This is a genomic window from Mesorhizobium sp. M0771, assembly GCF_040320155.1.
GTDB lineage: Bacteria > Pseudomonadota > Alphaproteobacteria > Rhizobiales > Rhizobiaceae > Mesorhizobium.
This window is the reverse complement of sequence record NZ_JAMYPC010000009.1, coordinates 169,647-195,703: the sequence shown is the minus strand read 5'-3', so window position 1 is coordinate 195,703 and position 26,057 is coordinate 169,647. Positions and strand designations below refer to the sequence as shown.

28 protein-coding genes are annotated in these 26,057 nt (G+C 62.6%); 9 read left to right on the top strand and 19 right to left on the bottom strand.

Features of this window, described 5'->3' with window-relative positions:
- Window position 1 precedes the first annotated feature (1 nt).
- The 4 genes from NKI05_RS16445 to NKI05_RS16430 are packed head-to-tail and all read right to left on the bottom strand — an operon-like array spanning window position 2 to window position 4,552.
- Window positions 2–1,102: a glycosyltransferase family 4 protein gene (locus tag NKI05_RS16445; RefSeq protein ID WP_023725528.1), complete on the bottom strand. Its 1,101-nt coding sequence runs from the start codon at window positions 1,100–1,102 to the stop codon at window positions 2–4.
- A complete protein-coding gene (locus NKI05_RS16440; protein WP_023725527.1) occupies window positions 1,087–2,379 on the bottom strand; it encodes a TIGR04295 family B12-binding domain-containing radical SAM protein in 1,293 nt (430 codons plus the stop codon). The genes NKI05_RS16445 and NKI05_RS16440 overlap by 16 nt, the downstream gene beginning before the upstream one ends.
- Window positions 2,376–3,449, bottom strand: coding sequence for a GDP-mannose 4,6-dehydratase (locus NKI05_RS16435; RefSeq protein ID WP_023696367.1), 1,074 nt, complete (start codon window positions 3,447–3,449; stop codon window positions 2,376–2,378). The genes NKI05_RS16440 and NKI05_RS16435 overlap by 4 nt, the downstream gene beginning before the upstream one ends.
- A complete protein-coding gene (locus NKI05_RS16430; RefSeq protein WP_023681102.1) occupies window positions 3,446–4,552 on the bottom strand; it encodes an NAD-dependent epimerase/dehydratase family protein in 1,107 nt (368 codons plus the stop codon). Before NKI05_RS16430 ends, NKI05_RS16435 begins: the two co-directional genes overlap by 4 nt.
- Window positions 4,553–4,769: 217 nt before the next feature.
- Here NKI05_RS16430 and NKI05_RS16425 point away from each other — a divergent pair, with 217 nt between their 5' ends.
- Window positions 4,770–5,045, top strand: a complete 276-nt coding sequence (locus NKI05_RS16425) for a hypothetical protein (protein WP_023667991.1) — start codon at window positions 4,770–4,772, stop codon at window positions 5,043–5,045.
- 215 nt (window positions 5,046–5,260) lie between these two features.
- Here NKI05_RS16425 and NKI05_RS16420 read toward each other — a convergent pair whose 3' ends face one another.
- The 4 genes from NKI05_RS16420 to NKI05_RS16405 all read right to left on the bottom strand — a co-directional run bounded on the left by NKI05_RS16420 (window position 5,261) and on the right by NKI05_RS16405 (window position 8,588).
- Window positions 5,261–5,587, bottom strand: coding sequence for a low affinity iron permease family protein (locus NKI05_RS16420; protein ID WP_023681103.1), 327 nt, complete (start codon window positions 5,585–5,587; stop codon window positions 5,261–5,263).
- Between the two features lie 110 nt (window positions 5,588–5,697).
- Entirely contained in the window at window positions 5,698–6,180 is a 483-nt protein-coding gene (locus NKI05_RS16415; RefSeq protein ID WP_023815908.1) for a DUF2269 family protein, read from the bottom strand.
- Entirely contained in the window at window positions 6,180–7,466 is a 1,287-nt protein-coding gene (locus tag NKI05_RS16410; protein ID WP_352792667.1) for an SDR family oxidoreductase, read from the bottom strand. Before NKI05_RS16410 ends, NKI05_RS16415 begins: the two co-directional genes overlap by 1 nt.
- Before the next feature lie 165 nt (window positions 7,467–7,631).
- Window positions 7,632–8,588, bottom strand: a complete 957-nt coding sequence (locus NKI05_RS16405) for an NAD(P)/FAD-dependent oxidoreductase (RefSeq protein WP_031214590.1) — start codon at window positions 8,586–8,588, stop codon at window positions 7,632–7,634.
- Between the two features lie 188 nt (window positions 8,589–8,776).
- Here NKI05_RS16405 and NKI05_RS16400 point away from each other — a divergent pair, with 188 nt between their 5' ends.
- From NKI05_RS16400 to NKI05_RS16365, 8 genes are all read left to right on the top strand, one after another.
- Window positions 8,777–9,118, top strand: coding sequence for a DUF768 domain-containing protein (locus NKI05_RS16400; protein ID WP_023667997.1), 342 nt, complete (start codon window positions 8,777–8,779; stop codon window positions 9,116–9,118).
- 154 nt (window positions 9,119–9,272) lie between these two features.
- Complete coding sequence (locus tag NKI05_RS16395; protein WP_031205624.1) at window positions 9,273–10,307, top strand: ABC transporter substrate-binding protein; 1,035 nt, start codon at window positions 9,273–9,275, stop codon at window positions 10,305–10,307.
- A 76-nt stretch (window positions 10,308–10,383) separates the two neighbouring features.
- Entirely contained in the window at window positions 10,384–11,085 is a 702-nt protein-coding gene (locus NKI05_RS16390; RefSeq protein ID WP_245259917.1) for an ABC transporter permease, read from the top strand.
- The gene (locus tag NKI05_RS16385; RefSeq protein ID WP_023699999.1) at window positions 11,085–11,756 is read left to right on the top strand and encodes an ABC transporter ATP-binding protein; all 672 of its coding nucleotides are present in this window, start codon (window positions 11,085–11,087) and stop codon (window positions 11,754–11,756) included. Before NKI05_RS16390 ends, NKI05_RS16385 begins: the two co-directional genes overlap by 1 nt.
- The gene (locus tag NKI05_RS16380) at window positions 11,753–12,928 is read left to right on the top strand and encodes a lanthanide ABC transporter ABC transporter substrate-binding protein PedA1 (protein WP_023815904.1); all 1,176 of its coding nucleotides are present in this window, start codon (window positions 11,753–11,755) and stop codon (window positions 12,926–12,928) included. The genes NKI05_RS16385 and NKI05_RS16380 overlap by 4 nt, the downstream gene beginning before the upstream one ends.
- On the top strand, window positions 12,916–13,878 hold the full coding sequence (locus tag NKI05_RS16375; protein ID WP_023739565.1) for a PQQ-dependent catabolism-associated beta-propeller protein: 963 nt from the start codon (window positions 12,916–12,918) through the stop codon (window positions 13,876–13,878). The genes NKI05_RS16380 and NKI05_RS16375 overlap by 13 nt, the downstream gene beginning before the upstream one ends.
- Entirely contained in the window at window positions 13,875–14,600 is a 726-nt protein-coding gene (locus tag NKI05_RS16370; RefSeq protein ID WP_023815903.1) for a lanthanide ABC transporter ATP-binding protein PedB/LutE, read from the top strand. Before NKI05_RS16375 ends, NKI05_RS16370 begins: the two co-directional genes overlap by 4 nt.
- Complete coding sequence (locus NKI05_RS16365; RefSeq protein WP_023713344.1) at window positions 14,597–15,403, top strand: lanthanide ABC transporter permease protein PedC; 807 nt, start codon at window positions 14,597–14,599, stop codon at window positions 15,401–15,403. The genes NKI05_RS16370 and NKI05_RS16365 overlap by 4 nt, the downstream gene beginning before the upstream one ends.
- Before the next feature lies 1 nt (window position 15,404).
- Here NKI05_RS16365 and NKI05_RS16360 read toward each other — a convergent pair whose 3' ends face one another.
- The 11 genes from NKI05_RS16360 to NKI05_RS16310 all read right to left on the bottom strand — a co-directional run bounded on the left by NKI05_RS16360 (window position 15,405) and on the right by NKI05_RS16310 (window position 25,962).
- Entirely contained in the window at window positions 15,405–15,821 is a 417-nt protein-coding gene (locus NKI05_RS16360) for a c-type cytochrome (protein ID WP_023681113.1), read from the bottom strand.
- Window positions 15,802–16,680 (bottom strand): cytochrome c oxidase assembly protein, encoded by an 879-nt coding sequence (locus NKI05_RS16355; protein WP_023712216.1) that lies wholly within the window; start codon window positions 16,678–16,680, stop codon window positions 15,802–15,804. The genes NKI05_RS16360 and NKI05_RS16355 overlap by 20 nt, the downstream gene beginning before the upstream one ends.
- Window positions 16,677–17,018 (bottom strand): hypothetical protein, encoded by a 342-nt coding sequence (locus NKI05_RS16350; protein WP_023681115.1) that lies wholly within the window; start codon window positions 17,016–17,018, stop codon window positions 16,677–16,679. The genes NKI05_RS16355 and NKI05_RS16350 overlap by 4 nt, the downstream gene beginning before the upstream one ends.
- Window positions 17,018–17,623, bottom strand: a complete 606-nt coding sequence (locus NKI05_RS16345; RefSeq protein WP_023712215.1) for a cytochrome c oxidase subunit 3 — start codon at window positions 17,621–17,623, stop codon at window positions 17,018–17,020. The genes NKI05_RS16350 and NKI05_RS16345 overlap by 1 nt, the downstream gene beginning before the upstream one ends.
- Window positions 17,620–19,596, bottom strand: a complete 1,977-nt coding sequence (ctaD, locus tag NKI05_RS16340; RefSeq protein ID WP_023712214.1) for a cytochrome c oxidase subunit I — start codon at window positions 19,594–19,596, stop codon at window positions 17,620–17,622. Before ctaD ends, NKI05_RS16345 begins: the two co-directional genes overlap by 4 nt.
- Window positions 19,593–20,606 carry a cytochrome c oxidase subunit II gene (coxB, locus tag NKI05_RS16335; RefSeq protein ID WP_023815902.1) on the bottom strand — a complete coding sequence of 338 codons (1,014 nt, stop codon included), beginning with the start codon at window positions 20,604–20,606 and terminating at the stop codon, window positions 19,593–19,595. The genes ctaD and coxB overlap by 4 nt, the downstream gene beginning before the upstream one ends.
- Window positions 20,603–21,136: a c-type cytochrome gene (locus NKI05_RS16330; protein WP_023681119.1), complete on the bottom strand. Its 534-nt coding sequence runs from the start codon at window positions 21,134–21,136 to the stop codon at window positions 20,603–20,605. The genes coxB and NKI05_RS16330 overlap by 4 nt, the downstream gene beginning before the upstream one ends.
- A complete protein-coding gene (locus NKI05_RS16325) occupies window positions 21,133–21,924 on the bottom strand; it encodes a substrate-binding domain-containing protein (protein ID WP_023815901.1) in 792 nt (263 codons plus the stop codon). The genes NKI05_RS16330 and NKI05_RS16325 overlap by 4 nt, the downstream gene beginning before the upstream one ends.
- Window positions 21,925–21,982: 58 nt before the next feature.
- Window positions 21,983–23,860 carry a methanol/ethanol family PQQ-dependent dehydrogenase gene (locus NKI05_RS16320; RefSeq protein WP_031205621.1) on the bottom strand — a complete coding sequence of 626 codons (1,878 nt, stop codon included), beginning with the start codon at window positions 23,858–23,860 and terminating at the stop codon, window positions 21,983–21,985.
- Entirely contained in the window at window positions 23,857–24,639 is a 783-nt protein-coding gene (locus NKI05_RS16315; protein ID WP_031202575.1) for a heme-binding protein, read from the bottom strand. Before NKI05_RS16315 ends, NKI05_RS16320 begins: the two co-directional genes overlap by 4 nt.
- A 273-nt stretch (window positions 24,640–24,912) precedes the next feature.
- Window positions 24,913–25,962, bottom strand: coding sequence for a chemotaxis protein CheB (locus tag NKI05_RS16310; protein ID WP_023815899.1), 1,050 nt, complete (start codon window positions 25,960–25,962; stop codon window positions 24,913–24,915).
- Window positions 25,963–26,057 lie beyond the last annotated feature (95 nt).

The following is a 26,057-nucleotide window of genomic DNA, read 5'->3' as shown; positions in this document are numbered from 1 at the left end:
ATCAGCGCTCCGCCATCGCTAAGGCCGCTTTGTCGTAGACGCCGCGCATAGCCGCTGTCTGCTTTGTCAGCCTAAACCTGCGGCTGCGTCGGATGGCTGCCTGGCCAAGCTCTCGCCGGAGCTCGGCATCGCTGGAGAGACGGTTGAGGCAGGCAGCGAGATCGTGCGGATCGCGCGCGTCAAAGAATATCGCGGCCCCGTCCCATAGTTCGCGATAGGTGGCGATATCGGAAAGCACCAGGGGCGTAGCCGACATGGCGGCTTCCAGCGCGGCCAGGCCGAATGGCTCGTAGAGCGATGGCGATACGAAAATACCCGCGCGAGCCATCAACGAACGCACCTCATCGGACGGCACTGCTCCCAGAGGAACAGCATGGCTGAAGCTGACATGCTCGCCGTTTGGACCGTTCGTCGACCCGGCGGCAAACAGAGGCCATCGCGTCAGGGACGCCGCCTGATCGACCACCGCCGCATTTTTGCCCTCGTCCCACCAGCGGGCAGCGGCGAAGACGAGCGGTTGATGCTTTTCGGCCTTCGGCAGAGGACGGGCACCATTTCTGACCACACTCAAGCGCGCGATCGGGCCGTAGCAGGTCTCTAGCATGTCGGCATGGCTGCGGCTCGGCGCGATGACCGCGTCGGCCCGATCCATGCCGCGTCTGTTGCGCTCCTTCTGCCAGGCCCATGCGCCATCCGCCGCCTGTCCTCTGACCGCATGGAACCAAGTCGTCACGCAGGAATGGGAGACCACCACGACCGGGCATGGCGCGTCGAATCCCGCCGCCTGCGAAGGCGCGTTGAAATGGACAAGGTCGATGGCGTGGTCGCGCATGGGCGCATGCAACTCTCGCGGCAGCGCGTCGAGATCACCGCCGTTGCGGGTCATCCAATCCGGCGGCGTGTTCAGCCAGATCAGCTTCGCGAAAGCCTCCGCCTCGTCGGCCTGCTGCCTGGACGGTGGCGGACCGAGACCGGCAAGCACTACGCTATCGCCGCCGTTGACAAGTTCCCTGGCCAGGTCGAGCGCATAGCGCCACACGCCGCCCACGGCATCGACCGTCATCAGGATGCGCCGCGATCGCGGCGTCAGTGTCCGCAACATGTCGCCTCCAGTTCCGCCAGCGGACGCGGGCGCCTTTCCTGGATATCGCTGAACTTCTGGAATGATGCGAGATAGTGATCATGGGCGCGCTCCCAGGCGAGGTCGTCGGGTTCGCCCCAAAGCTCGCGATAGCTTGGCGAACTCGGATATGGATAAAGCGGTACGGGTTCATTGGCCCACACGCCGTTGTCGATGAGGTGCGTTCGCCAGTAATCGACGAGGGCAGGGTCATCCTCGACGACGCCGATCAGATTGGCCTGTACGAATGGAACGTGACGCCTGGCATTGACGAGCAGCGCGGCGAGTTCCTCGGTACCCAGCCGGCAGCGCTTCGCGAGCATCGCACGACCTTCCACGGTCAGGCTTTCGAGGCCGGCCTCGATGGAGACACAGCCAGCCGCACCGAGCAGTTCCAGCAGCTCGGGCTTCCAAAGGTCGATGCGGGTCTGCACACCGAACTTCACGTCGCGATGGATCAACGCTTCCAGCAGCGCTTTTTGCGGCAGGAAGATTTCATCGATGAAATAAATGTAGCCGACCCCCTGGGCAATCAGCCCATCGATTTCCGCTATGACAGCCTCGTGGTTTCGGCGGCGATAGGCATCGCGGAAATCGATCTTGGCGCAGAAGCTGCAATTGTAGGGGCAGCCGCGCGATGCTTCGACCTCCGCGCCGAACCCAACCTGCTTGTCATCGAACCTGTGATGGTGATGCGAATGGGCTGCGATCCAGTCTGATGGCCATTGGAGTGGCGGATGATCGACAAACGAGCTGGCGTGGACGCCGCCGTTCAAAACCACCTTGGCGTCGCGCAGGTAAGCGGTCGAGGGGACCGCGCTCCAGTCGTCGCGCCGGGCAAGTTCCGCGACGATTTCCTCGCATTCGCCGCGCACAACAATGTCGACGCCAAGCTTGCGCAAGGTTGGCGCGGGCGTAGCCGAGCCATGCGGCCCGACCGCGACTGTGCGTCCACCGCGCCCGGCGAGACGGTTGAGGAAATCGGCCGGCACGCGCAACTCGGGTGGTGCGCAGCGCCAGAACAGATAAGTCGGGGCGGTACTGACGACCGTCATTGCAGGCGCGAAATCAGCCACACGCTCGGAGAGGTCCGAGTTGTCGAGCTTCTGCAATTGCCCATCCAGCATCAACACCTCATGGCCGGCTGTTTCGAGGAGGGATTTCGAATAGCCGAGTTCCAGCGGGAGATGTGGTTGGCGGCAGCCGAAATAGATGCTGTCGTCATAGGTCCAGAACGGGTTTACCAGGGCGATTTTCATGCGACGTACCTCACGACTTCGGGGCGAGGCTGGAGCCGGTGTTGTTGCAGCCAGTCTGCGAGATCGCGAATGCCTTCGCGCCATGAAACACGAGCTTTCCAGCCAAGCATCGCTTTGATCTTGCGGGTGTCGGCGACGAAGAAGGGCTGATCGCCGGTGCGTTCGTCATCATGGCGGATCGAAAGCTCATGGCCGGTCAAGCTACGGATCTCGCTCAACAGCATGCGCAGGCTGATCGCATTATCGGGGCCGCCGCCAAGATTGAATGCCTGGCCTTTGGTCGTCTCGATACGATCGAGCGTGGCCCTGTAGGCGGCGACCGCATCGGAGACATGCAGTATATCGCGCACTTGTCTGCCGTCGCCGTAAATGGTGATTGGACGTCCCGTCAGCGCACTCAGCAGGAAGTGCGCGACCCAGCCTTGATCCTCGGTTCCGAACTGGCGCGGCCCGTAGATGCAGCTCATCCGCAGCACCGCCGTGGGCATGCCGTAGGATTTGGCATAGTCGAGCACATATTGGTCCGCCGCGCCTTTGGAGCAGCCATAGGGCGTGCAGAAATCCAGGCCGTGGGTCTCGTCGATGCCATTCGCTTGGATGATGCCGTCGCAAGGCAGGTAACGATCGCCGTCCTCGCGCACCGCGACGTCGGGCAGGCTGCCATAGACCTTGTTGGTGCTGGCGAAGACCACCGGAACAAACTCACTGCTCAGCCGCGCCGCCTCGAGGACATTGAACGTTCCTCGAAGGTTGATGTCGAAATCCTCGTCCGGTTGGACCAGGCTCGTTGTGACGGCGGTTTGCGCGGCCAGGTGGAAGATCGCCTTGGAACTCTTCAGAACGGGCGCAAGCGCGTTGGCGTCGCGCACGTCAATCGTTTCGACCATGAGGCGGCTTCCGTGTTTCTGCGCCAGCCATTCAAGGTTCTGTTCGACGCCGGGGCGGCTGAGATTGTCGATCACCAGCACCGGCTCGCCATCCGACAACAGGCTGTCGGCCAGGTTCGATCCTATGAAGCCGCTGCCGCCGACAATGGCGACGGGCGCGTCGCGTCGATTGCGCGTATTCATGACACCAGCCCACGTTCTTCAAGCTCGCGTTTCATGTCGGCGCCGCGGTCGATGGCGGACGAGTTGCGCACCCAGGAAACGAAATCGGCGAGCGAATTCTCCAGTTGTTGCCTCGGCTCGAAACCGAGCAGCTCACGGGCCTTGGAAATATCGGCGAAGCAGTTGCGGATATCCCCGGAGCGCGCCTTGCCGAGCAACTCTGGCGAGCGGTCCGGCGTTCCCATGGCCTCGGCAAGTACCCGCGCGACGTCGCTGATAGCATAGGCTCGGCCGCTGCCGATGTTGATGACGTGACCCCTTGCCTGGCGTTGCTGCAGCGCAAGACGAAAGGCGCGGGCGACGTCATCCACATGGACGAAATCGCGTTTCTGTTCGCCATCCTCGAAGATCATTGGACGTTGGCCGTTGGCGAGACGCGAAGCAAAATTGGCCAACACGCCGGTATAGGGGTTCGATAACGCCTGGCCGGCGCCGAAGACGTTGAACAGGCGCAGCGCGACCGCATCGATGCCATAGGCTTCGCCGAAGATCAGCACGGCGCGTTCCTGGGCGTATTTCGTCAGTGCATAGATAGAGGCGAGATCGACCGGCTTTTCCTCGTCCGTCGGCAGGGGGGAGAGGGGTTCGCCTTCCGGCGACAGCGGATTCCACTGTCCGTTTTTGATGTCGCTCGCCTTGCGCCGGGCATTGTCGATGCGCCGGCCGTCCGATGTAGCATAGAGGCCCTCGCCATAGACACTCATCGATGAGGCGACGACAATGCGCTCGACCGGGTGTTTGATCAGCGCCTCAAGCAGCGTCGCGGTGCCGAGATCGTTGGTGCCGACATAGCGCGCGATCTCGTACATCGACTGTCCGACGCCGACTTCCGCGGCTAGATGAATGACCGCGTCAACGCCTTCCAGCGCCTTGGCGACCGCCTCCCGGTCCCGAATGTCGCCCTTGATCAGCTCGGCCCCGGCGGGAAGGGCGACTGTTTCGCCTGCGTGCACCTGCTCCAGCAGCACATCCAAAATGCGAACCGAATAATCCTGCTCGATGAGTTCCTGGGCGACATGCCGGCCGATGAAGCCGCAGCCCCCTGTAACCAATATCCGTTTCACGACCACTCCTCAGACAGGTAATCTTGGCGACCCGAACTTTTCGGCAAAAGGTTTGTTCCCTTGGCTTCAACAAAGTTCCTTTGGCCGGCTTCGTTCGGAAGCAGCCACATCGCGCTCGCCGCGCCGTGCCGGAACATTGCCGCCCTTGTGCTGTTAGGACGCCGGCAGCCCCGACGATGCCCGATGTTGGCAACGCCGATGATCAAAGGAGATTTCAATGTCCCAGTCGCAAACGACCACCAATCACGACGAAATCCGCAAATGGGCGGAGGAGCGGGATGGACGGCCGGCAGTGGTTCGCACCAAAGGCGCGGGCGGCATCCTGCGGATCGACTTCGGCAAACCCGAGGAAGCATTCGAGCCGGTCGAATGGGATGAGTTCTTCCGCATATTCGACGAGAACGATCTGGCCTTTCTTTACCAGTCCAAGACTGGTGACGGACAAACCAGCCGTTTCAACAAGTTCGTCGAGCGCAACCAGAAGGGCGAATGACGCACTTCGAGCCGGCCGATTTGCCCGACCTGGTTCTCGGGCAAATTTTTCTGGATGCGGTGGAACAATAGGGGCTCCGATCCTTCCGTCGCTGAACCACAGCCGCAGCAAGGATCGAAGGCCTTGGCCCTGAGCGCAGGAGGCGGCGGGGCTGGATAGGCGTCAAAAGCTGGAAACCCGCTACTCGTCCTGCCGTGAAACCAAAACGCCGCTCATCAGTCGTCCTGCTGCCTGCGGTGGCGGTGTTTTTCGATTTCCTCGGGCTCTTCATCGTCGATCCGCGTGATGTTCGAGGCATTGTGGTCTGATCGCAGGATCTCATCCAGTTTGGCGTGAATGGCCTGAGTGTCGCGGTGCTCGGCACGCTGGATGAACAGCGTCATGGCCCACGTAAACAAGGTAGCCGCTCCATGCCAGTCCAGGGTCTGTCGCTCGAAGATCATCCAAAGGATTGCGTAGACCAAGAGGATCAGGAATGCCGCGGGGCGGGAGGTTAATGTGCCGATTGAGGTAAGCACGCCGGTGACGGGATGATTGGCCATGCGAAAGAACTCGCGGCAGTGACCGTGGTTCCCGACCGCAGTGCATCGCGCCGGCAGGAGCCAGCTAGGCGCGACGGATGAATTCACGGCGCAGTGCTTGCCGATCGCAGCTACAACGATGACCACTCGATTGCCGGGCGCGCAATCATCAGCCAGAAAATGGCGAGGACGGCGCCGAAAGCTGGGAAGCCGAAGACAAACCAGCGTCTGAACAGCTGATGGTAGCGCTCGGGAGGAGGTTGGTTGGAGAGTGCGGCCTGTGTGGCTAGATTTCGCATCTCGATCTGCATCCACACGACAGGCAGCCAGAACAGGCCCGTTAAGATGTAGAGCAGGATCGAGAGAACGATCCATCCTTCGGACAGCGAATACCCCGCAACCTTAGCGAGGCCCAGTCCGGTCAGAGGTTGTGCGACAACGGCCGTAGCCGTGAACAGGAAATCAGCCAGCACGACAATTCGGGCGACAGCTGCGATCGTCGCGGCATTCCCGGTCCGGTGTGCCAAAAGCATGAAAAAAGCAATGCCGGCACCAGTTCCGAGCAGCACAGCAGCGCCGATCACGTGCAGGTATTTAAGCACGAAGTACATCATCAGCGTTCCTCCAGAATGGCCAGCGCTGCAAAATGCAGAACGAGGATCGGGAGGATTTTGATCAACGGCCCGAGTGGCTCAAGCCAAAGATCCGGCCGCAGAATGCTCCCAGCGATCGCATAGAAAAGCGATACCGCGATTGCGCCGAAAAGACCAAGCCGGCTGGTTGGGCGCCAGGCGATAAGCGCCCCGACGGCGATGTCAGCCAGCGCGCCGGCGACTACCGCCGGTTCGGCCAAAGGGCCGGCAGCAGTGCCAATCAGCAAATCAACTCCGCTGCGCCAGCCGGCAGTGAGGGAAATGATGCCCGTCATGATCCAGAAGAGCGGCAAGATGACAAAGAGCGCCGGCTTGACGAAGTAAAGACCGGCGAACCATCGCTCCTGCACCGTCGCAGGATTTAAACGCAGTGCAGATGTAAGACTTGATGGTTGAATGCCGGTCGCCGTCATCCAGGGTTGGGGATCGCCGACAGCGCCACGGGCAATCTCTTTTGCTGCATTGCTGCGCATCGGCGGGCGCCAGCCCAGCTGAGCCGCGGCATCCCCGAACCTGTACAAGATGGCTGCGGCCCAATTCGGCAAGATGAACTCCCGAGCACTGCTCCATCCGAACCAGCGGCGATAGCGACCCACGACCTCGCTCATCGAAAGTGCCTCGGGCCCAGCCAGGTCCAGCGTGAGGTGCGATGGGCTGCCGGGTTTGAGGAAGAACAGGACGGTGGAGATGACGTCATCGAGTTGGACGACTTGGAGACGGCCCGTGCCGGGCATCAACGGCAAGAGCGGCAAAGCCGCGAGGCCGCGAAACAGTGCACTTGCGCCGAAGGCCGGCCTTCCCAGCACTACGGAGGGGCGCAGGATGACCCAGTCAAGGCTACGTGCCATCAGTGCTTCATCGCCAGCAAGCTTGCTGGCGGAAAAGGCGGACGGCTGCTGGCGATCGACCCCGATGGCAGAAAAGTGAATCACCTTGTTCACACCTTCTTGCTCACACGCGGTGAAGAGAGCTGAGGCGCCGGTAGAATGGACATGCCGGGTGTTTTCCCGGGCACTATCCTGCAGGACGCCGGCACAGTTTACGACGGCGTCCACACCGGCGAGATAGGGGATCCAGTCCTGAGGTCGCAAGGCCCGCGCCATATCCAGGGAAACGGTTTGGATCTGCGGGTGGACGCCAGTGTCTGGGTGGTGAAGCACGCGAACCACTTCATGACTCTCGCCGGCCAGGCGCGCGCAAAGCGCGGCTCCAATCAGACCTGACGCGCCGGTGACGAGAATTTTCATTCCTTCCTCCAGCCGTTCGCCAGCGCGTGCCCGTCCATCAACCCAGCGGCTGCGCCTGGGACAACTCTAGCAAAGCCGAAGCCGGTAGTCTCACGCCGGGTGGAACAGGTTCCGGGCATCAACGCAGCCAAAGGTGAGCCGGTACGGTGCGTTCGCATCTGCAGGTCAACTTCGCCGGAAGTTCGTCGCCGGCTCGGCGCAATCGCGGAGGTCGTTATGAATGTGAGTTGCAGCCTTGGCGGCGTCTCCGAACGCAACAGCAATTTGATTGAGCCCCTCGGCCACGTCGCCAATGGCATAGAGTCCTGGCGTTGAAGTCTCAAGGTGTCGGTTGACCAGGACATAGCCTTCTGCGTCACAGTTAGCCCCCAGAGCAACCGCGAGTTCGGAGCGTACGTCGCTGCCCATCGAAGGGTACACCACATCGATGTTGCGCATCGGGGCGCCCTCGGCCATGACGACATCGAACCCGGTTCGTCGAGGGATCAGGTCATCGACAGCGTCCCAGATTTCAACTCCGCCTGCCAAGGCGGCGCCGCGGGCAGCTTCGGAAACATCATCCTGGTTATTGGCGAGCAAGGCGACCTGACTGCCATATCCCTTCAGGAACAGAGCCTCCCTGACGGCGAGATGCTCCGGACCAACAACGCCGATGCGGCTACCCCGGGCCTCATATGCATCGCAAACCGGGCACAGTCTGACAATGCCGGTTGCGATCGCCTCCTCCAGTCTTTCAATGGGAGGTGCCTTGTCCACAATGCCCGTTGCCAGAATCACGCGCCTTGCTTGGACAATCCCGCAGGTGGTCGTCAGAACAAAAAACCCCTCGCGTTTTTCGGCGTGGCCTACGCAACCATGGACAAGGCTCGCGCCGTATAGCTGTGCCTGGGCTCGTAGGCGGCCGAGCAGTTCTTCCCCGCTGATGCCGTCGGGGAAGCCGGGACAGTTGCGGGATTTTGGGATGAGCTTGGCACGCGCATGCCCCGCGTCGAGCGAGATCACCGAACGCAGAAACCTGGCTAAATACATGGCTGCAGCGAGCCCCGCGGGGCCGCCGCCGACGATGGCAACGTCAAAAACTTGTTCGCCCGAAAAACTTGGTTCGCCCGAAAAGCTTGGCATAGGGCCTAACTTCAACTCAACAAGCTTGTTCCACAGGGTCGAAATGGACGCAATCAGGATGCACACTGCGCGATAAGAGTGAACTCCAATCGAGTCGTGAAGAGAAAGGCCACTGCCTCATCAAGCCTGCAAAAACCTCGTGGCTCCCAACGCTGTGAGTACAGCGCCACTGGGAAAGTGAACGCATCATGGAACTTCGGCTCATCGTCGCGCTTAGTTTGGCGAAAGGGTGGTCTGAGATGAGCGCGACCAGAGAGTTTTTTCAAAACTGGCTACAGGAGAATGTCGGCACACTTCCTGGTCGAGAGGAAGTCAGCGTCGCGGTGCTCGCTCAGCAATTCGAGCAAGATGCCGAGGTGGCTGGTTATGGGCGTGAAGTAAGGGAGGACGAACTCGGAAACATCGAAGATGCTATCGTGCAAGCGATCGAGAACGCCGGGTCCGGGGTGCAGAGCCCGAGCTCCGAAAAGAGCGATCCGGCACCTGTAATGGACGCGTTGGAGGTCGATGATGCCAAGAGCGGACCGTAGCCCCTGACACCTTCTTCTGTTCGCCTGAACAAGCCCCCGGACTGCCATACGAGCCGAAAACGGACCTTAGGTGCTTTCCCGTTGGTTCCATGCACCATCGGGAACATTCCTGCCGCCACGGCGTTAGGAAAGTTCCTTCACACCCGGTGCGCCCGTGCTGACTGCTACCCTTCCAGGCGAATGGCTGACCCGGCATGATCAGGGTCACATCTCGCGGCGGGCCGCTCTTGCGGGTATTTGTTGCTGGCTATTGGGTGCTTCCGCAGAAGCCGCGCCACAGCCATCGCCGCTCGTGCGATTTGGCGTGCTGGGATTTGGCACCGCCGCGTGGGAAGTTGACGTCATGCGGCGACATGCGTTGGACACCATGCACGGCGTATCAATCGAGGCTCAGCGGCTTGCCGGCACCGAAGCCGGTAAGACCGCATTGCTGGCGGGCAGCGTCGACGTCATCGTTTCGGATTGGGTTTGGGTCATGCGCCAGCGCAGCGAAGGCGCTGATCTGGTCTTCTATCCCTATTCTCGTGCCGTCGGCGCGCTGGAACTGCCGCAAGGCTCGCCCATTCGAACTCTTGCGGACCTCAAGGGCAAAAGGCTGGGGATCGCAGGTGGTCCGCTGGACAAAAGCTGGATCCTGTTGCGCGCGCTCGGCCTCCGTCAGGTGAAGCGCGATCTTGCTGAAGAGGTGGATCCAGTGTTCGGCGCGCCGCCTTTGTTGGAGCAGGAATTTCTGGCGGGGCGACTGGATGCACTGCTGACGTTCTGGAATTTCGCCGCCCGTCTCGAGTCAGAGGGGGCAAGGCCTCTGCTCAGTGTCGCGCAAATCCTGCAGGGGCTTGGCGTATCCGTGGACTTGCCGATGCTCGGCTACGTCTTCCATGAAAGCTGGGCGCGGGCCAACCCGATAGCCCTCGCGCGATTCACGAGCGCGACCGCGGCAGCGAAGTCGCTGCTCGAGTCTTCGGACGACGAATGGCGGGTGCTCGCGCCCCAATTGGGCACGGACGATCCTCACCTACAGGCGGCGTTACGCGCCGCCTATCGAGCCGGAATCCCTCGTCGGTTCGGCAAAGACGAACGTGATGGCGCGGCCCGGTTGTTTGCCATCCTGGCCGAATTGGGCGGCGAGGATCTGGTCGGCAAGGCGACGAGCCTCGATCCTGGTGTCTTCCGGGCCATACCGGCTTGAGCTCGCGCCAATGACCGATGTCCCAGCGTTCCCCATCACAATGCAGCGTTCGCAATCCACTGCGGCATTGCTGACCATGGTGCTCGTCTGGCAGATTGCATCATCGATCGCCGCCGATCGGCTGTTTCCTGGTCCGGTCCAGGTTGTTTCGGTTCTCCTGCACGAAGCGGTTCGGGGCGAGCTGCCATACCATTTGGGCATCTCGCTTGCGCGCGTCGTGGCAAGCCTCGGGTCGGCAATAGTCATCGGCGCGGCCCTTGGCTACGCGGCAGGCCGCTCGCACAGAGCCGACATATGGATGAGGCCTTGGATCGTGTTACTCCTCAACATGCCGGCGCTGATCACGGTCATTCTAATTTATATCTGGCTTGGTCTTGCCGAGACCGCGCTTGTCCTTGCGGTCGCGCTCAACAAGATCCCCAATGTCGTGGTGACTATTCGTGAAGGCGCCAGCCGGCTGGACAAGGACTTTGCCGAAATGGCTGAGCTCTATCGCTTCGGGCGTGCTGCAAAGCTGCAGCATGTCGTGCTGCCGCAATTGGCGCCGTTCTTTCTCGTCACCCTTCGCAGCGGGCTGGCACTAACGTGGAAGATCGTGTTGCTCGCAGAACTGCTCGGCCGCTCCAACGGCGTCGGGTTCCAGCTACAGGTCTATTTTCAGAACTTCGACGTCACCCACATCCTTGCCTATGCGATCAGCTTCGGCGTTGTGATGCTTGCCATAGAGTATGGACTGCTTGTGCCGTTGGAACGTCGTCTGTTCGCCTGGCGACGCTGATGCTGAGGATCAGGATCGAGGACAAGACTTTCCCCGGTGACGACGGACAGCGCCGGACGATCTTTCGCGCGCTGTCGCTTGATATAGCCGACGGACAGGTCTGCGTCCTGACCGGCCCTTCCGGTGTCGGCAAGTCGACGCTGCTGTCGATCGTTTCGGGCGTCGACCGCGAATTTCGCGGCAGCGTGAGCGGACGACCGCTTCCGATAGGCATGCTGTTCCAGACACCGAGGCTGCTGCCCTGGCTCACCGCCTTGCGCAATGTAGAGATGGCCATCCCGGATCGCGCGCCCGATGCGGCCCGGTGGCTTGCCGCTGTCGGCCTGAAAGGCAATGAGAAGAGCTATCCGCAGCGACTCTCGGGCGGCATGGCGCGGCGCGTAGCGCTTGCCCGGGCGCTCGCCGTGGAGCCTGCGCTCCTGCTCCTCGACGAGCCATTCGCTTCTCTCGACGAGGCGACGGCGCAAGCCATGCGCCGCCTGCTGCAGGATTGTTTCGCCAGTCGGCGGACTACCACGCTGCTGGTTACGCACGATCTCGCATATGCCTCGTCTCTGGGTGATCGGGTCATTGTTCTGGAGGGATCGCCGGCGCGCATCGTGCGCGATGTCGCAATCTCACGTGGCGATGAAGCGGGATCGTCGCGCTTTGGGCTGGGGGCGACACAATGAGACTGATGCTGGGCCTTCTCTTTCTTTTGCTGATCACCGGCCCTGGCGCCACCGAGCAACAGACGATGGTGATCGGGTATATCGGCCAGGAGCGCAAACCGGCTCTGCCCCTTGGACCCCTTGATGAAACCGTCACCGACGACGGCCTGCAAGGCGCACGGCTCGGCATTGCCGACGACGAAAGCACCGGCCGGTTTCTTGGGCAGAAATTTCGGCTGGAGGAAAGAATATTGAAACCAACCGAAACGCCGGACGACGCGGTAAGACAATTCGCCGATGCCGGCATCGCCTTTGTCGTCGCCGATCTCGACGCCAGTCAGCTTCTACAGGCCAGTGCCGCGCCCGGTGCCGAGCAGATGACGTTGCTCAACAGCCGGGCGCCGGACGACGTGCTTCGCCAACAGGACTGCCGTCGGAACGTGCTGCACACGATCCCGAGCCGCGCCATGCTCGCCGACGGGCTGGCGCAGTATCTCGCCTGGAAGCGCTGGCAGCGTTGGTTCCTGCTTGTGGGGCCGCATTCGCAGGATCAGGCGATGGCGGCGGCCTTTCGACGGGCGGCGGCTCGCTTCGGAGCCGAGATCACGATCGACCAGCCGTGGACATTCAGGCCCGCCAACGGACGTGCCGATACAGGGCATGTCACGCTGCAGACCGAAATACCCGCGGTCACGCAGGTCAGCGACTATGATGTGCTCGTGGTCGCCGACGAGGCGGATGAATTCGGCGCCTATCTGGAGGGCCGCACTGCGCTGCCGAGAATCGTCGCCGGCACGCAAGGGCTGGTCACCACAGGCTGGAGCGCTGTCAGCGAGGAATGGGGCGCCACGCAACTGCAGGACCGTTTCCACAGGCAGGCAGGGCGCTGGATGTTGCCCAGCGACTACGCGGCCTGGCTCGCTGTGCGCAGTATCGGCGAAGCGGCGACGCGCCTGCACAGTCTCGATCCCGCGGCAATCGGCAGATATATACGCGGCGACGCGTTTCTTCTCGCTGGCTTCAAGGGGCAGGGGCTTAGTTTCCGTCCTTGGGACGGACAGATGCGCCAGCCCATTTTGATCGCCGGGCCTCGCCTCTTGATTTCCAGCTCACCGCAACCGGGCTTCCTGCATCAGCGCACGCCGCTCGACACGCTGGGCATCGACCTGGAGGAGAGCACATGCAAGTTCTGATGACGCTGTTGTTGGCGGCGTTCGCTCTTGCTGCTCCCGCCGCCGCCGAGACCATCTACGTTTCCAATGAGCAGGACAATACCGTCGCGGTCGTCGACGGCGTGACAATGACTTTGCTGGCGACGATCGATGTCGGCCGCCGTCCGCGCGGGCTGGCGCTGTCGATCGACAACAAGATGCTGTTCGTCGCGGAAGGCGACGACAACCGCATCGACGTGGTCGACGTCGCGAAGCGGCGGGTCGTCGGGGAATTGCCTTCGGGAGCCGATCCGGAATTCTTCGCAGTCCATCCCGATGGCAAGCGGCTGTTCGTCGCCAACGAGAATGACAATCTGGTGTCGGTGGTGGACATCGCCGCGGCCAAGGTCATCGGCACCGTGGATGTCGGCGTCGAACCGGAAGGAATGGCGGCCAGCGCCGACGGCCGCTATGTCGCCTGCACTTCGGAGACCACCAGCATGGTGCATCTGATCGACGCAGGCACGCTTGAACTCGTCGACAATCTGCTGGTCGATACCAGGCCGCGCGCGGCTTTATTCTCGCCGGACGGGAAGCAATTCTGGGTGTCCTCGGAGATCCGGGGCACTGTCACCGTCTTCGACACGGCAACGCGCGCGCAGACCGGCAAAGTCGAGTTCGAGGTGCCGGGTATACGACGCGAGGGCGTGCAGGCGGTCGGCATGGCGACGTCCCGCGATGGCACGACCGTCTATGTGGCGCTCGGCCCCGCCAACAGGATTGCGGAAGTCGATGTGAAAACGCTGGCGGTCCGTCGGCTCTACCTTGTTGGTCAACGACCCTGGCACGTTGCGCTCTCCGGCGACCAGAAGCGCCTGGTCAGCGCAAACGGGAATTCCGGCGATATTTCGTTTATCGATCTGGAAAACCAGGAGGTGGTGAAATCGCTGCCGGTAGGGCGGGGGCCGTGGGGCGTCGTGATCGGGCCATGAACGCCTTGTCGGTCGAGAATCTGGGCCATAGTTTCGGAAACCGGCGGGTTCTCGACGGCGTCTCTTTCTCTGTGGCCCAAGGCAGGATGTGCATCTTGCTAGGCCGCAACGGCGCCGGCAAGACGACGTTGTTCTCGCTGATCACCGGTCTTTATCACGCCCGCTCCGGCTCGGTGCATGTCTTCGACCAGGCGATGGATGTCAACCCGTCCGCCGCGTTGGCGCAGATGGGCGTCGTCTTCCAGTTGCCGACCCTCGATCTCGATCTGACGGCCGGCGAGAACCTGCGTTACCACGCGGCCTTGCATGGGCTTAGCCAGGCCTTGAGCAAGGAGCGCTCCATCCACGAACTCGGCCGGCTGGACGTGCTGGACAGGATCGACGATCCTGCCCGAGCGCTTTCCGGGGGGCAGCGTCGCCGTGTCGAGATAGCACGCGCTCTGATGCATAGCCCACGCCTTTTGCTGCTGGACGAGCCGACCACCGGGCTCGACGTGCCGGGCCGCCACGCGCTCGAGCGGCACGTGCGGGAGCTTTGCCGCCAGCGCGGCATTGCCGTCCTGTGGGCAACACATTTTCTGGAGGAACTAACGGCGGATGACGATGTGGTGGTGCTGCATCGAGGCACAATCCGGTGGGCCGGCCGCGCCGATCGGCTGGCTGCCGATCTCGGTGTGGCGAGCACGGGCGAGGCCTTCGCGTCGCTGACGGAGTCCGAATGAAAACGTCTCACGCAGTGCGCGCGCTCAACGGCATCCTGCGCAGGGAGATGCTGCGGACGTTGCGGCAACGCGGCCGGCTGCTCTCGGCGATGGTGCGGCCGCTGGTCTGGCTGGCAATCTTTGCCGCTGGCTTCCGCTCCGTTCTCGGTCTGTCGATAACGCCACCCTACCAGACCTATGTTCTCTATGACGTATATGTGGTGCCTGGGCTAGCGGCCATGATGCTGCTCTTCCATGCCATGGCGAGTTCGCTGGCCATGGTCTACGATCGCGAGATGGGCAGCATGCGCCTGTTGCTGACCGCACCATTGCCGCGCTGGTACCTGCTTGCGGCGCGCCTGCTGGCCAGCGTGATCGTTGGCGTGCCGCTGGTCTACTTGTTTCTGTTGATCGCGCGTTTCTGGGATGTGCGGCCGCCCGTTCTCGGCTACGTCGCGGTATTTCCGGCGCTCGTGCTGGCGGGCCTCATGCTTGGCGCGTTCGGACTGCTTGTCTCCTCGGTTTCGACACAGATGGAGAACTTTGCCGGTGTCATGAATTTCGTCATCTTTCCGGTGTTCTTTGCCTCGACGGCGCTCTATCCGCTGTGGCGGCTTGCCGAGGCGGGACCGGTGCTGGCAACAATCGCCGCCTGGAACCCGTTCAGCTCGGCGGTCGAGCTGATACGCTTCGCGCTCTATCTGCGGTTCGATCCTGTCGCGGCGGTTGTGGTCCTTGGCTGCCTCATCGCCTTCTTCCTCGCGGCGGTCATCGGCTATGACCCCGGCCGGGGCTTGTGGTCCCGGCGCGGCGGCGAGGGATGAATTACCTCAACGCATAGAGATAAGCGGCGATGTCCCGCGCCTGTTGCTCGGTGATCCTCGTCGACGGCATGGCCGTGTGCGGATTGACTTCCCTCGCCGAGCGTATCCAGCGGATCATGTTCTCCGGATTGTTTGCCAGCAGGCCACCGATAAAGACCCTGTCGGCAAGGCCACCGTCCAGGCGGGGTCCGACCTGGCCTTGCGCACCCGGCACGCCGGGTATCGTATGGCAGCCGGAGCAGCCATTCGCCGTCATGATTGGAATGGCGCGGGCGCCTACGCCGCCGGTCGCCGCATCCGACTCGTGCCGGACGCGCTCGCGCCGGTCGGACCACAAGGTCGCCGCTGCGACAGCCGCGGCCAGCAGCAGGATTGCGGCAAGGGCGCCCCCGATCAGCCTACCCAGGTCGGAGCGCATGTGTTGCCTCCCTGGTTGCGCTGCTGCTTATCCACAGGCCGGCGAGCAGCAGGGCGGCGCCGCCATAGATCAAGCCGGCCGGAACCCACATTACCAATCCGGCGAGCTGCTGGTCCTCGATCGCGGTCAGTCCCCACAATGCCGCGCCGGCGCCATTCTCCGGATACCAGAGTTTAGGCGAGACGAGCAGCAGGACACCGAGCAGGCCGGTATGAAGCGAGGTGAAGAAAAGATGCATGACGGAGCTGCCAGAGGTCTGCTGTCGACCGGGGCGCGGTAGCAGCGCCCACCAGAACAGCAAGGCTGTGCCGAGGAAGCTCGCATGCTGGGCATAATGAAGAAAGCCCTGCTGGAGCGCTGCCTGGAACAACGCCGGAATGTGCCAGATCCAGATGGCGACGCCGTGAATGATCGTCGCGTTGAGGGGGCGGATCACCAGGGCCCAAACCGATTGCAGCGTCTTTGCGCGCGTGAGCTTGCCCGTTCCGCGGCGAAGTGAGGCCGGCAAGGACCAGAGCAGGACCGCCCCTGGGCAAGCGGCGACAAGGAGGGGCGCCGCGACCGCCATCAGCAGTTCATGCTCGATCATATGGGCGGCAAACACCCGCTCGCCGAGCGCATGGATGGGGCTGACCAGTGCTGCCGTCAGCACGCCCCAACCGGCGGCGAACAACAACGCCTGCCGCATCCGCTCGGGACGGCCTCGGCTGCTGCGGCGCCACAACCGAGTCGCTCCGATGGCATAAAGGAAGGCAATCGCGGCCAGCGGAAACGTGATGGGAAATGCGAGCGTCCATCCGGCCTCGGGCGCGCCGGTGCCGTAGCAGATCGAGGTCGAGAAGAACGCGTCGAAGCTCATCGCAGGCACTCGTCGAGAATGAGAGCCGCGCTGCCTTGCATGATGATGACGAGGGCAAACAGCAATGCCGCAAGCATGCCGAGATCGGCGACGAACTGCTCGGTGCTGCGCGTGCGCTCAGGCTTGAAGGCGGCGCCGCCCTGCCGCTTCGCCCGCCATGACAAGGCACCGCCGAGCAGCGAAAGCACGGCGAGCACCAGTGCCACGGGAAGCACCACCGGCACCTGGCGGTTGCACTGCCATGGTACGAGTGCGTAGTTCAGCTGCGTCGAGATTGCCCAAGCCATCGGCCCCGACAGAAGACCACCCCAGGACGTTCCCATTTTCAACGCACGCATCAGCCTAGCCTCGGCATCCAGTAGATGAGCAGATAGATCGGGATCCAGGTCAGCACCACGAAATCCCAATAGAAGACATTGTCGCCGACATCGCCGAAGCGCCGGCCGCTATAGCCATGGCGTGTGAACATCAGCACCGTCAAAACGATGGTGTCGCCGACATCGGTGATCAGGTGTGTGGTGTGCAGCCCGAGCAGCACCCAGAGCATCGAGCCGTAGGCGTTCGTGTCCCAGTAGATGTTCAGCGCGGGGAATTCGAACCAGCGCACGACAAGCGGGGCCAGACCGAGCAGCGACATCACCACCAGCCCGATCCGCACCGGAACGATCGCGCATTGCTTGGCATGGCCGTGGAGGATGTGATTCGGCACCACGCTGATGATAAACAGGATGGTGACGATCGTTCCGGGCCAATGGTCGGGGTGCGGGGCGCTTAGACGCCAGTTGGGCCACAAAGTGGCGAGATAGAGATAAGCGCCCGCGGCCAACGCAAAGCCCATGCCTTCCAGCGCCATGAAGCCGAGCGTTCCCCACCAGGTCGGGCTGCGCGGACCATGTCCAAAGGTTGGGAGGTCCGAAAGATCCAAGCTGGGACGCTCACTCATCCCTCATCCTCCGGGTCGTCCTTGGGCCAGAACCAGCCGATCAAGGTGATGGCGATCGGCGCGGCGCCCCAGACGATCGCCCAGGGCGTGAAGATCGAATAGACAAACGTACCGCCGACGGCGATTGCCGCCAGCAGCGGCCAGATCGACGGTGTCGCCGATTTCTCGCGAATGTCGGGATGGGCTTCCGCCACGGTTGAGATCAACAACTCACGGACATCGACGCGGAGTCCGGTCGCCACAGGCAGCGCCTCCCGTTCGGCCCAGAGCGGCTCGACATGCGTGACAATCGGTATCCGCGCGAAATTATAGCTTGGCGGCGGCGAAGACGTCGCCCATTCGAGCGTACCGGCATCCCAGGGATTGTTTCCGGCCAGCGCGCCCTTCAACGCGCCGTGTACAAGATTGAAAGTGAACAGTACGAAGCTGAGGAAAAAGAGCACCGCGCCGGCGCTGATGAACAGGTTGATGTTGCCCCAGCCAAGCTCGGCCGGATAGGTGTAGACCCTTCGTGGCATGCCCCAGAGCCCGACGAGATGCATTGGAAAAAAAGCTGCGTTGAAGCCGATGAAAGCCAGCCAGAAATGCCAGCGCCCGAGACGCTCGCTCATCATGCGGCCGCTGATCTTGGGGAACCAGAAATAGGCCGCGCCCAGCAGCGGGAAGACCGAACCGCCGATCAGCACGTAATGGAAATGGGCGACGACGAAATAGGTGTCGTGCACCTGGAGGTCCAGCGGCACCGAAGCGAGCATGACGCCGGTGAGGCCGCCGATGACGAAGATGAAAAAGAAGCCGAACACGAACAGCAGCGGCGTGCGGATCACCGGCCTGCCGTCCCACAAGGTCGCCAGCCAGCAGAAGATCTGAACGCCATTGGGGATGGCGATCAGCATGCTCGACGCGGTGAAGAAGCTGGCGCCGAGCTTGGGTAGCCCCGTCGCGAACATGTGATGGACCCAGAGGCCGAACGAAAGGAAACCGACGGCGATCAGCGACAAGACCAGCCCGAGATGCCCGAACACGGGACGCCGGGCGAAGACCGGGATGATCGCCGAGACCATGCCCGTCGCCGGCAGGAAGATGATGTAGACCTCGGGATGGCCAAAGAACCAGAACAGATGCTGGAAGAGCAGTGCGTCGCCGCCCTCGGCGGGGTTGAAGATATGTGTGCCGACCAGCCGGTCGAGGATCAGGAAGGTCGAGGTGATCATCACCGCGGGCATGGCGAAGACGACGACGAAGGAGGTAACCAGCATTGCCCAGACGTAGAGCGGAATCCTGTCCAGCGACATGCCGGGGGCTCGCTGCTTGAACACGGTGACGATGGTTGCCACCGCGACGGCGAGTGAGGAAACTTCTGTATAAGTGATCATCTGGGCCCAGACGTCGGCCCGCTTGCCCGGCGCGAATTCGGGGCCTGACAGCGGCACATAAGCAAACCAGCCGACGTCGGGCGCCATGTTGAGCGCGAAAGACACCCAGGCGAATATGCCGCCCGAAACATAGATCCAGTAGCTGAACGCGTTCAGGCGGGGAAAGGCGATGTTGCGGCTGCCGACCATCAGCGGGACGAGATAGATGCCTGTCGCCTGCACGATAGGCACGGCGAACAGGAACATCATGGTCACACCATGCATCGTGAACAGCTGGTTGTAGAGGTCCGGGCCGATCAGACCGCGCTGCGGCCCTGAGAGCTGGATGCGCATGGCGACAGCGTTGAGCCCGCCCAGGCACAGAAACACGAAGGCGGTGATCAGATAGCGCCGTGCGACGACCTTGTGGTCGACGCTCGACAGCGCGCCGATGATGCCGGGGGGCGTGCGCCATGTCCGCGCCAGCCAGCGATCCAGGCTGGCATCGTCCATGCCGGTGTCGCGCGGTCCGTCATGCTCGGGTGCGACGTCGCCCGCGGTAGAGGTTTCACGCACCGGCGGCAGGTCGCGTTCGCTTGTGAGGTCCGCGCTGCTCATTTAAGCGCCTCGAGGTAGGCGACCATGGCGTTGAGTTCGTCGCCGCTGAGCTCCACCACCGGCATGTGGGATCCGGGCTTGATGCCCTGTGGGTCGGCTATCCAGGCGGCGAGATTGCCGCGGCTCATCGTCAATGTCCCGGCGGCAAGCGTCTGCCGGCTGGCTATATGGGTGAGGTCAGGGGCGACCGTTCCTCCGGCAGGCGTGCCGCCTATTCTGTGACACATCACGCAAGGGCGCTTCAGAAACAGATCCTGGCCGGCCTTGGCTTCGTCCCCCGTCGGAGTAGCGGCCGGCTGCAACTGGTCGTTCCACCAGGCGTCGAACTTCGCACGCGGCTCGGCGATGATGAAGGTGCCCATGTTTGCGTGCTGCGCCCCGCAGAACTCGGCGCATTGACCTCGGTAAACACCAGGCTTGTCTGCCTTGAGGTCGAGCACGTTCATGTGGCCGGGAATGAGGTCGAGCTTGCCCGAAAGGCTCGGGATCCAGAAGGAATGGATGACGTCGGTCGAGGTCAGAAGAAGCCGCACCGGCTCCCCGGCGGGGATATGGATCTCGTTCGCCGTGGTCAGGATGCGGCTTGGCGTGGCATCCTCATAGCGCGCCTCCCACCACCATTGATGGCCGGTGACCCGAATGGTCAGTGCGGCATCCGAGCCGATCGCGGCGAGCGTCCTGTTGGCGAAGAAGCTCAGCAAGGTCAGTCCGATCAGGACAATGGCGGTCAACCCGACGGCGGTCATCACCGCGCGCAGCTTCCGGTCGTCGGCGCCGGCCTTGATCGCGAGCGGCTCCGCCTGCGCGCGCGACCGCATCATCAAGGGCACGACGAGGGCGATCATCACCAGCACCCACACCACGGCGCAGAGCGCGGTGAAGAACCAGATCAGCCATGCCAGTTCGCTCGCCGCGGGACCTTTCGGGTCGAGGGCGGATTGCCAGCCCGCGCATCCCTGGAGCAACAGAGCGCCGGCGGTGGCGAACGCCATCGAGACGAGACGTTTCACGGCGACTTCCCCAGCGTGGCCGCGTCGGGCATGCGGTTTTCCGACGGATGCGCCATCATGTCGTCATTGCGTTGCGGCGCGGCGGAAGACGGCGCGTTGCCGCTCAGCGAGCGCACGAAAGCCGCAAGCTCCCAGATCTGGTCGTCGGGAATCTTGTCGCGGAAGCTCGGCATGCCGTTTGGCCGACCGTCGCGGATCGTGGCATGGATGCTTTCGATCGAGCTGCCATAGAGCCACTTCTGGTCCATCAGGGCCGGCCCCATGCCGCCGCCGCCATTGGCGTGGCATCCAGAACAGTTGAACCAGCCGAAAAGCCGTTTCCCTTCGCTCATGTGGAAGGCGTTGGCCTCGAAGCTCGCCGCCTTGTTGTCGCTGGCGGGGGGGCGCTGTCCGCCGGGCTCCAGCGTGGTCACAGGCGTCGGCTGCTCGCCCGATCCGAGCGCCGATTGCGGGCGCGTGTCACGTTCCTCGCGCTGGCAGGCAGCGAGCGCCAGGACTGGAAACAGGAGCATGGCCACAGCGGCTCTCATCGCACCGGGCTCCCCGAGGCATCGAGGCGCGGCACGCCATATTGTGACAGCAAGGCATCTATCTCGACCTTGTGCCTGGACAGGGCGCCATTGACGTCCCCGCGCAGCGCATCGTCTTCGCGGCGGACGCCCATCGAGATGTCGTAGATCATCGGCAGTTGCGGTCCGTCGATGCGGGGCGCAACCGGCGTGATGCGGAGCGGCACCTTCTGCCTGGCGGCGAAGTAGCCGGCGAGGGGGCCCCAGACCACCGCAAGGTCGATCTCGCCACTCGCCACCGCTTCGACGATGCGCGCCGGCGGGTTGGGGGCGGAATAATCGCCATACACGGGATAGCCGACGAGGTGCCCGACGATACCGCGGCGGCCAAGCGCCTGGACCGGAGGCGAATTGGCGCCATCGTCACCGATGAGCTGAACACCGATCCGCATGTCGCGCAGCCGCGGATCATTGAACGATGCTACGTCGGGGCCGTCCCTGCGGGTGACGAAGACATAGGACGATCGGTAGTAGGGCGTGGTGGTGCGCAGCATTTCGAGGTTGCTCGGCGTGCCCGGCACCAGATCGCACAGGCCCGCCTTCAGCGTGTTTCGGATGAAGCCGCGGCGCTGCGCCCACCAGGTATAGGTCAGCTTCGCGCCGAGATCGGACGCAACGATTTCGGCGATCCTGTTCTCGAAGCCCTGACCGGCCGCGTTGGAGAACGGCATGTTGTTCGGATCGGCGCAGACCCTCAGCTCACGTGCGTCGGCTGTGGCCGTCAAGAACACGAAGGCGATGGCGGCCATGCCGATCACCAGCCGTTGACACGCCTTTCGCGCCGGACCTACGGTCAAGTACAATCCATCAAGGCAGCCGGAACACATAAAGCGTGCCTCCCGAGGTTGTCGCGTTCTTCAGATCCTTCATGGCATTGACGAAACCGAGCGCGGCGGTGGCGTCACGCGGGTCAAGATCGCCCGATACAATGGCGCCGGCCCAGCCGCCGACGCCTGAGAGGATGGCGACATATTGGTGCCCATCGGGACCGCGATAGGTGATGGGCTGGCCGATGATCCCGGACGAGGTCTTGAACTGCCAAAGCAGGTCTCCGGTCTTGGCGCTGACCGCCTTGAACCAGCCTTCCATCGTGCCATAGAAGACAACGTCGCCGGCGGTCACCACCGCGCCGCTCCACACCGGGAAATTCTCCTTGAGGCTCCAGGCGGGTTTCTCCGCGGCGATGTCCCAGGCGGTGAAGGCGCCGCGATTACCGCCGGGCCCTGGTATCATGCGGACGTTCATGCCCACATAGGGCGTGCCGGCGATGTAGTTCACCTCGACGCCTTCTTCATCCATGCACAGATTGTTGTGCGGGATGTAGAGCAGGCCGGTCTTCGGCGAGAACGCGGAAGGCTGCCAGTCCTTGAGGCCCGACGCCGTCGGACAGATATCGCGAACGACCTTGCCGGTGCCGGTCTTCTTGTCCGGGTTTACGATCAGCCGACCGGTTTTCAGATCCACACCTTTGCTGGAGTTGACCGGACCAAACGGTTTTGCCGACAGCACCTCGCCGGTTGTCCGGTCGAGGATGTAGAGATAGCCGTTGCGCTCCGGCCGGATCAGCACCTTGCGCGGCTTGCCCTGCCAGGTCATGTCGAGCAGGATCTGCTCGTTGATGCCGTCATAATCGTGGAGGTCATGCGGGCTCCACTGATAGAACCATTTCGCCGCGCCGGTGTCGGGATCGCGCGCGAAAATGCCAGACGTCCACTTGTTGTCGCCCGGCCGCAAATCCGGATTCCATGGTCCGGGATTGCCGGTGCCGTGGAAGATCAGGTTCAGATCGGGATCATAGGAAATCCAGCCCCACATGTTGCCGCCGCCGATCTTCCAGGCTTCCGGCGGCCACGTCGTGACGCCAAGATCCTTGCCTTTGTCCATGTCGTAGTGCGGCTTGAAGTCCGATCCGATCAGCACGTCCTTGTCCGGCCCGGTGCTATAGGCGATCCAGACGACATGACCGTCGCCGGCGTCGAGCGCCTTTACCCAGCCGCGAACGCCCATCTCGCCGCCGGAATTGCCGACCAGCACTTTGCCCTTCACCACAAGCGGCGCCATGGTGATGGTCTCGCCGATGTTGATGTTGCCGACATGAGTGTTCCAGATCGGCTTGCCCGTGTTCGCATCAAGGGCAATCGTGTGGCCGTCCAGCGTATTGAAAAAGATGCGCCCGTCGGCGAATGCCACCCCTCGGTTGACGACGTCGCAGCAGGCCACCCCCTGTGCCGCCGGCTCGGGATTGGGTTCGTACTTCCACTTCATCGGGGCGCCGGGCTTGGAGAGATCGAGCGCATAGACGAAGTTGGGAAAGGGCGTCACGATATACATGGTGTTGCCGACGACCAGCGGCGCTGCTTCCTGGCCCTTGTTCACGCCTGTCGAGAACGTGAACGCGACCTGCAGGTTCTTGACGTTGCCTTCATTGATCTCGGAGAGTTCGCTGAAGCGCGTCGACGCGTAGTTCTTGGCCGGCATCGTCCATTGGCCGTCATCGGGTGGCGAAGCTGCGGCTGGCGGTACGATCGCTGGTGTTTTAGGGGGCTCGGACGCAGCGCCCAAAAGCGGCAGGCAGGCGAGCAGCGTCACCAGAAGGATAGCGCAAAACGAATTCCCGGCTGCCAATTTGCGGGTATGTCGTTCTACGTCAACGCGCGTCAATGCCAACTGCGGCATAGCTTTCATTTATTGATCGAGCCTCCCACGCCGGCGCCGAGTTCGGCCGCGATGTCGGCCTCCGTTCCGGCACAAAGCGGATGGCCCCAGCCCGAAGCGCTTTTGCCGCCGGGGTCCAGATCGTAGACAATGGCATCCTTGCGATTTGGATTGACGCCTGCCGGGACCTTGTCGAAGCCGAGCGCCGCGCGGATACGCCAGGCGACATTGTGATCGGCGCATGAGGAATCGCCTGAAACGCCGAGGCCGCCGACAATGCTCTTGCCGTCGTAGAGGGCAAGCCCGCCGCCAAACACCACGACGCCTCCGATCGGCTTGCCGACGAGCGGGTCGCCGCCGCTTCCGAACGTTTTGGGATCGCCCGTATAGGCCGCGGCCTGGTTGACAGGATTGGTCTCCTGCAGGCCAAATAGCGGTCCCCCGGGCTGCACCCCCGCATAGAGATTGGCCGTCGAGAGGGCCATCTGAGCCAGGCTGAGACCGTTGGCCGTGTTGGCTTTCTCCGCTGCTATGAGCCGACTTCCCGGCCATTGCGAGTCGGGGGTGGGGCCGCTGAACGCAATCGCGCAGACAGTGCCGTCACGGGCAACGATGGCTGCCCATTCGTTGGTTTCAAAGCCGCCATTGGCTGGTCCGCCGCTTGCCTTCACGTTGGCTTTGAGGGCTGCAAGCAGCTTGTCGTGGTCGGCCGGACAGGGTTCCTGCGCCATGGCCTCGTGCCCGTGGAACAGGCCACCCATCAGCAACAGCAGGCCAAAAAGAGGTACGAAAAGCTGCGAGCGATACATTGTCCTGGCATTCGTTTACAAAACAAGGACCACCCAGGCAGACCGCAGAATGCGAGGATACGTCCAATGGGTCAGTGCCTAACTCGCGTAATGCTTCTATGTTCCTGCTTTGCATAAAATTCGTGCAGTTGGATTTGGGTGCAGGTGTTCAATCAAAGCATGGGACCTGGATACCCGTGGCCACAGGCCAAGCGGTGAGGCAACGCGGCTGATCCAGGAAAATGCGATCGGGATGGCGCAGACGCACCCGCCCTGACAAACGCTGTTGCCTTGTCACGGCGTTCGACGATGGATGATCTCTTCAATAAGTTTCGCGTCGGCTTCGTACTCCGCGGCCCGCGCAGCCATTTGACTGGCCAGGCTGTGTCTTTCCCGCGCGGCTTCGCGTTTTGCCGTACGTTTCGCCAACTCAGCCCGCTGCTGGTGCGCTCTTAAAAGGCTCCAAAGAGCCTGTTCCGCATCGTCAGCCTGGGCCTGCATTAAAACGTCCGCTCCGAACGCATGTCCGGTGTGACAGCGGTAACGGGTAATCGGCCCGTCTTCTATCTCCCATAGGGGGCCATGACATTCGGGGCAGACAAATGTCGAGGGGGTGCCAAGCTGGCCTTCGGTCAATTCCATTGTGCTGTGCTCCTGAGCTGCAATCGCTGCCTCAAGGCGGATGCCGGACGGGATTTCTGGTGTCGGTCCTGCGATTTCGGAAGCAAGCCTGTGCAACAGGCCAGCCATTTCGGACAGAGGGACGCAATGGTCGATTTCCACATTCTGCAAGGCGCTCAGCGGCATGTCGGGTACTGCGGCGTCGCCGGGGTCCTGGACTACGCTGACGCCTCCGCACATCTTGATTGCGTGCAGGCCGGCGGTGCCGTCGGAGAGGCTGCCTGTGAGCACGACGCCGATCACGCTGCCGCCAAAGCTGCAGGCCGCCGATCGAAACAGGGGGTCGATGGCGGGGCGCGCCAGGTTCTCGCGCGGCCCGCGCCGCAGCAGCATATGATCGTCGTGTAACAGAAGGTGAGCTCCCGGCGGTGCAACGAAGATGTGCCCGTTTTTAACCTTCATGCCGTTGGAGGCATTTGCAACGGGCATGTTGGCAGCGCGACCGAGAATGTCGCCGAGGTAACTCGTGGGACCAACGTGCTGTACGACGAGGAGAGCCGCCGGGATGTCCGGCGAAAGATCGCGGACAAGTCTCTTCAGCGCGTCGACGCCGCCGGCCGATGCTCCGATTGTCACGATGCACCGGTTCTCGCAACCGTCGGGACGGACCTTGTCCGGCTGGCCCGCACGCTCCGAATCTGATCGTGGTGCGGCGGTGGCCATGGTTGCTTCACCCACATTCAGCACAGATGTCGATGCGAGCGCTCCGGCCAGTCCGTTGCTGGTCGGGCGCCCTGCCTTCGTCGGTGTCAGCTTCC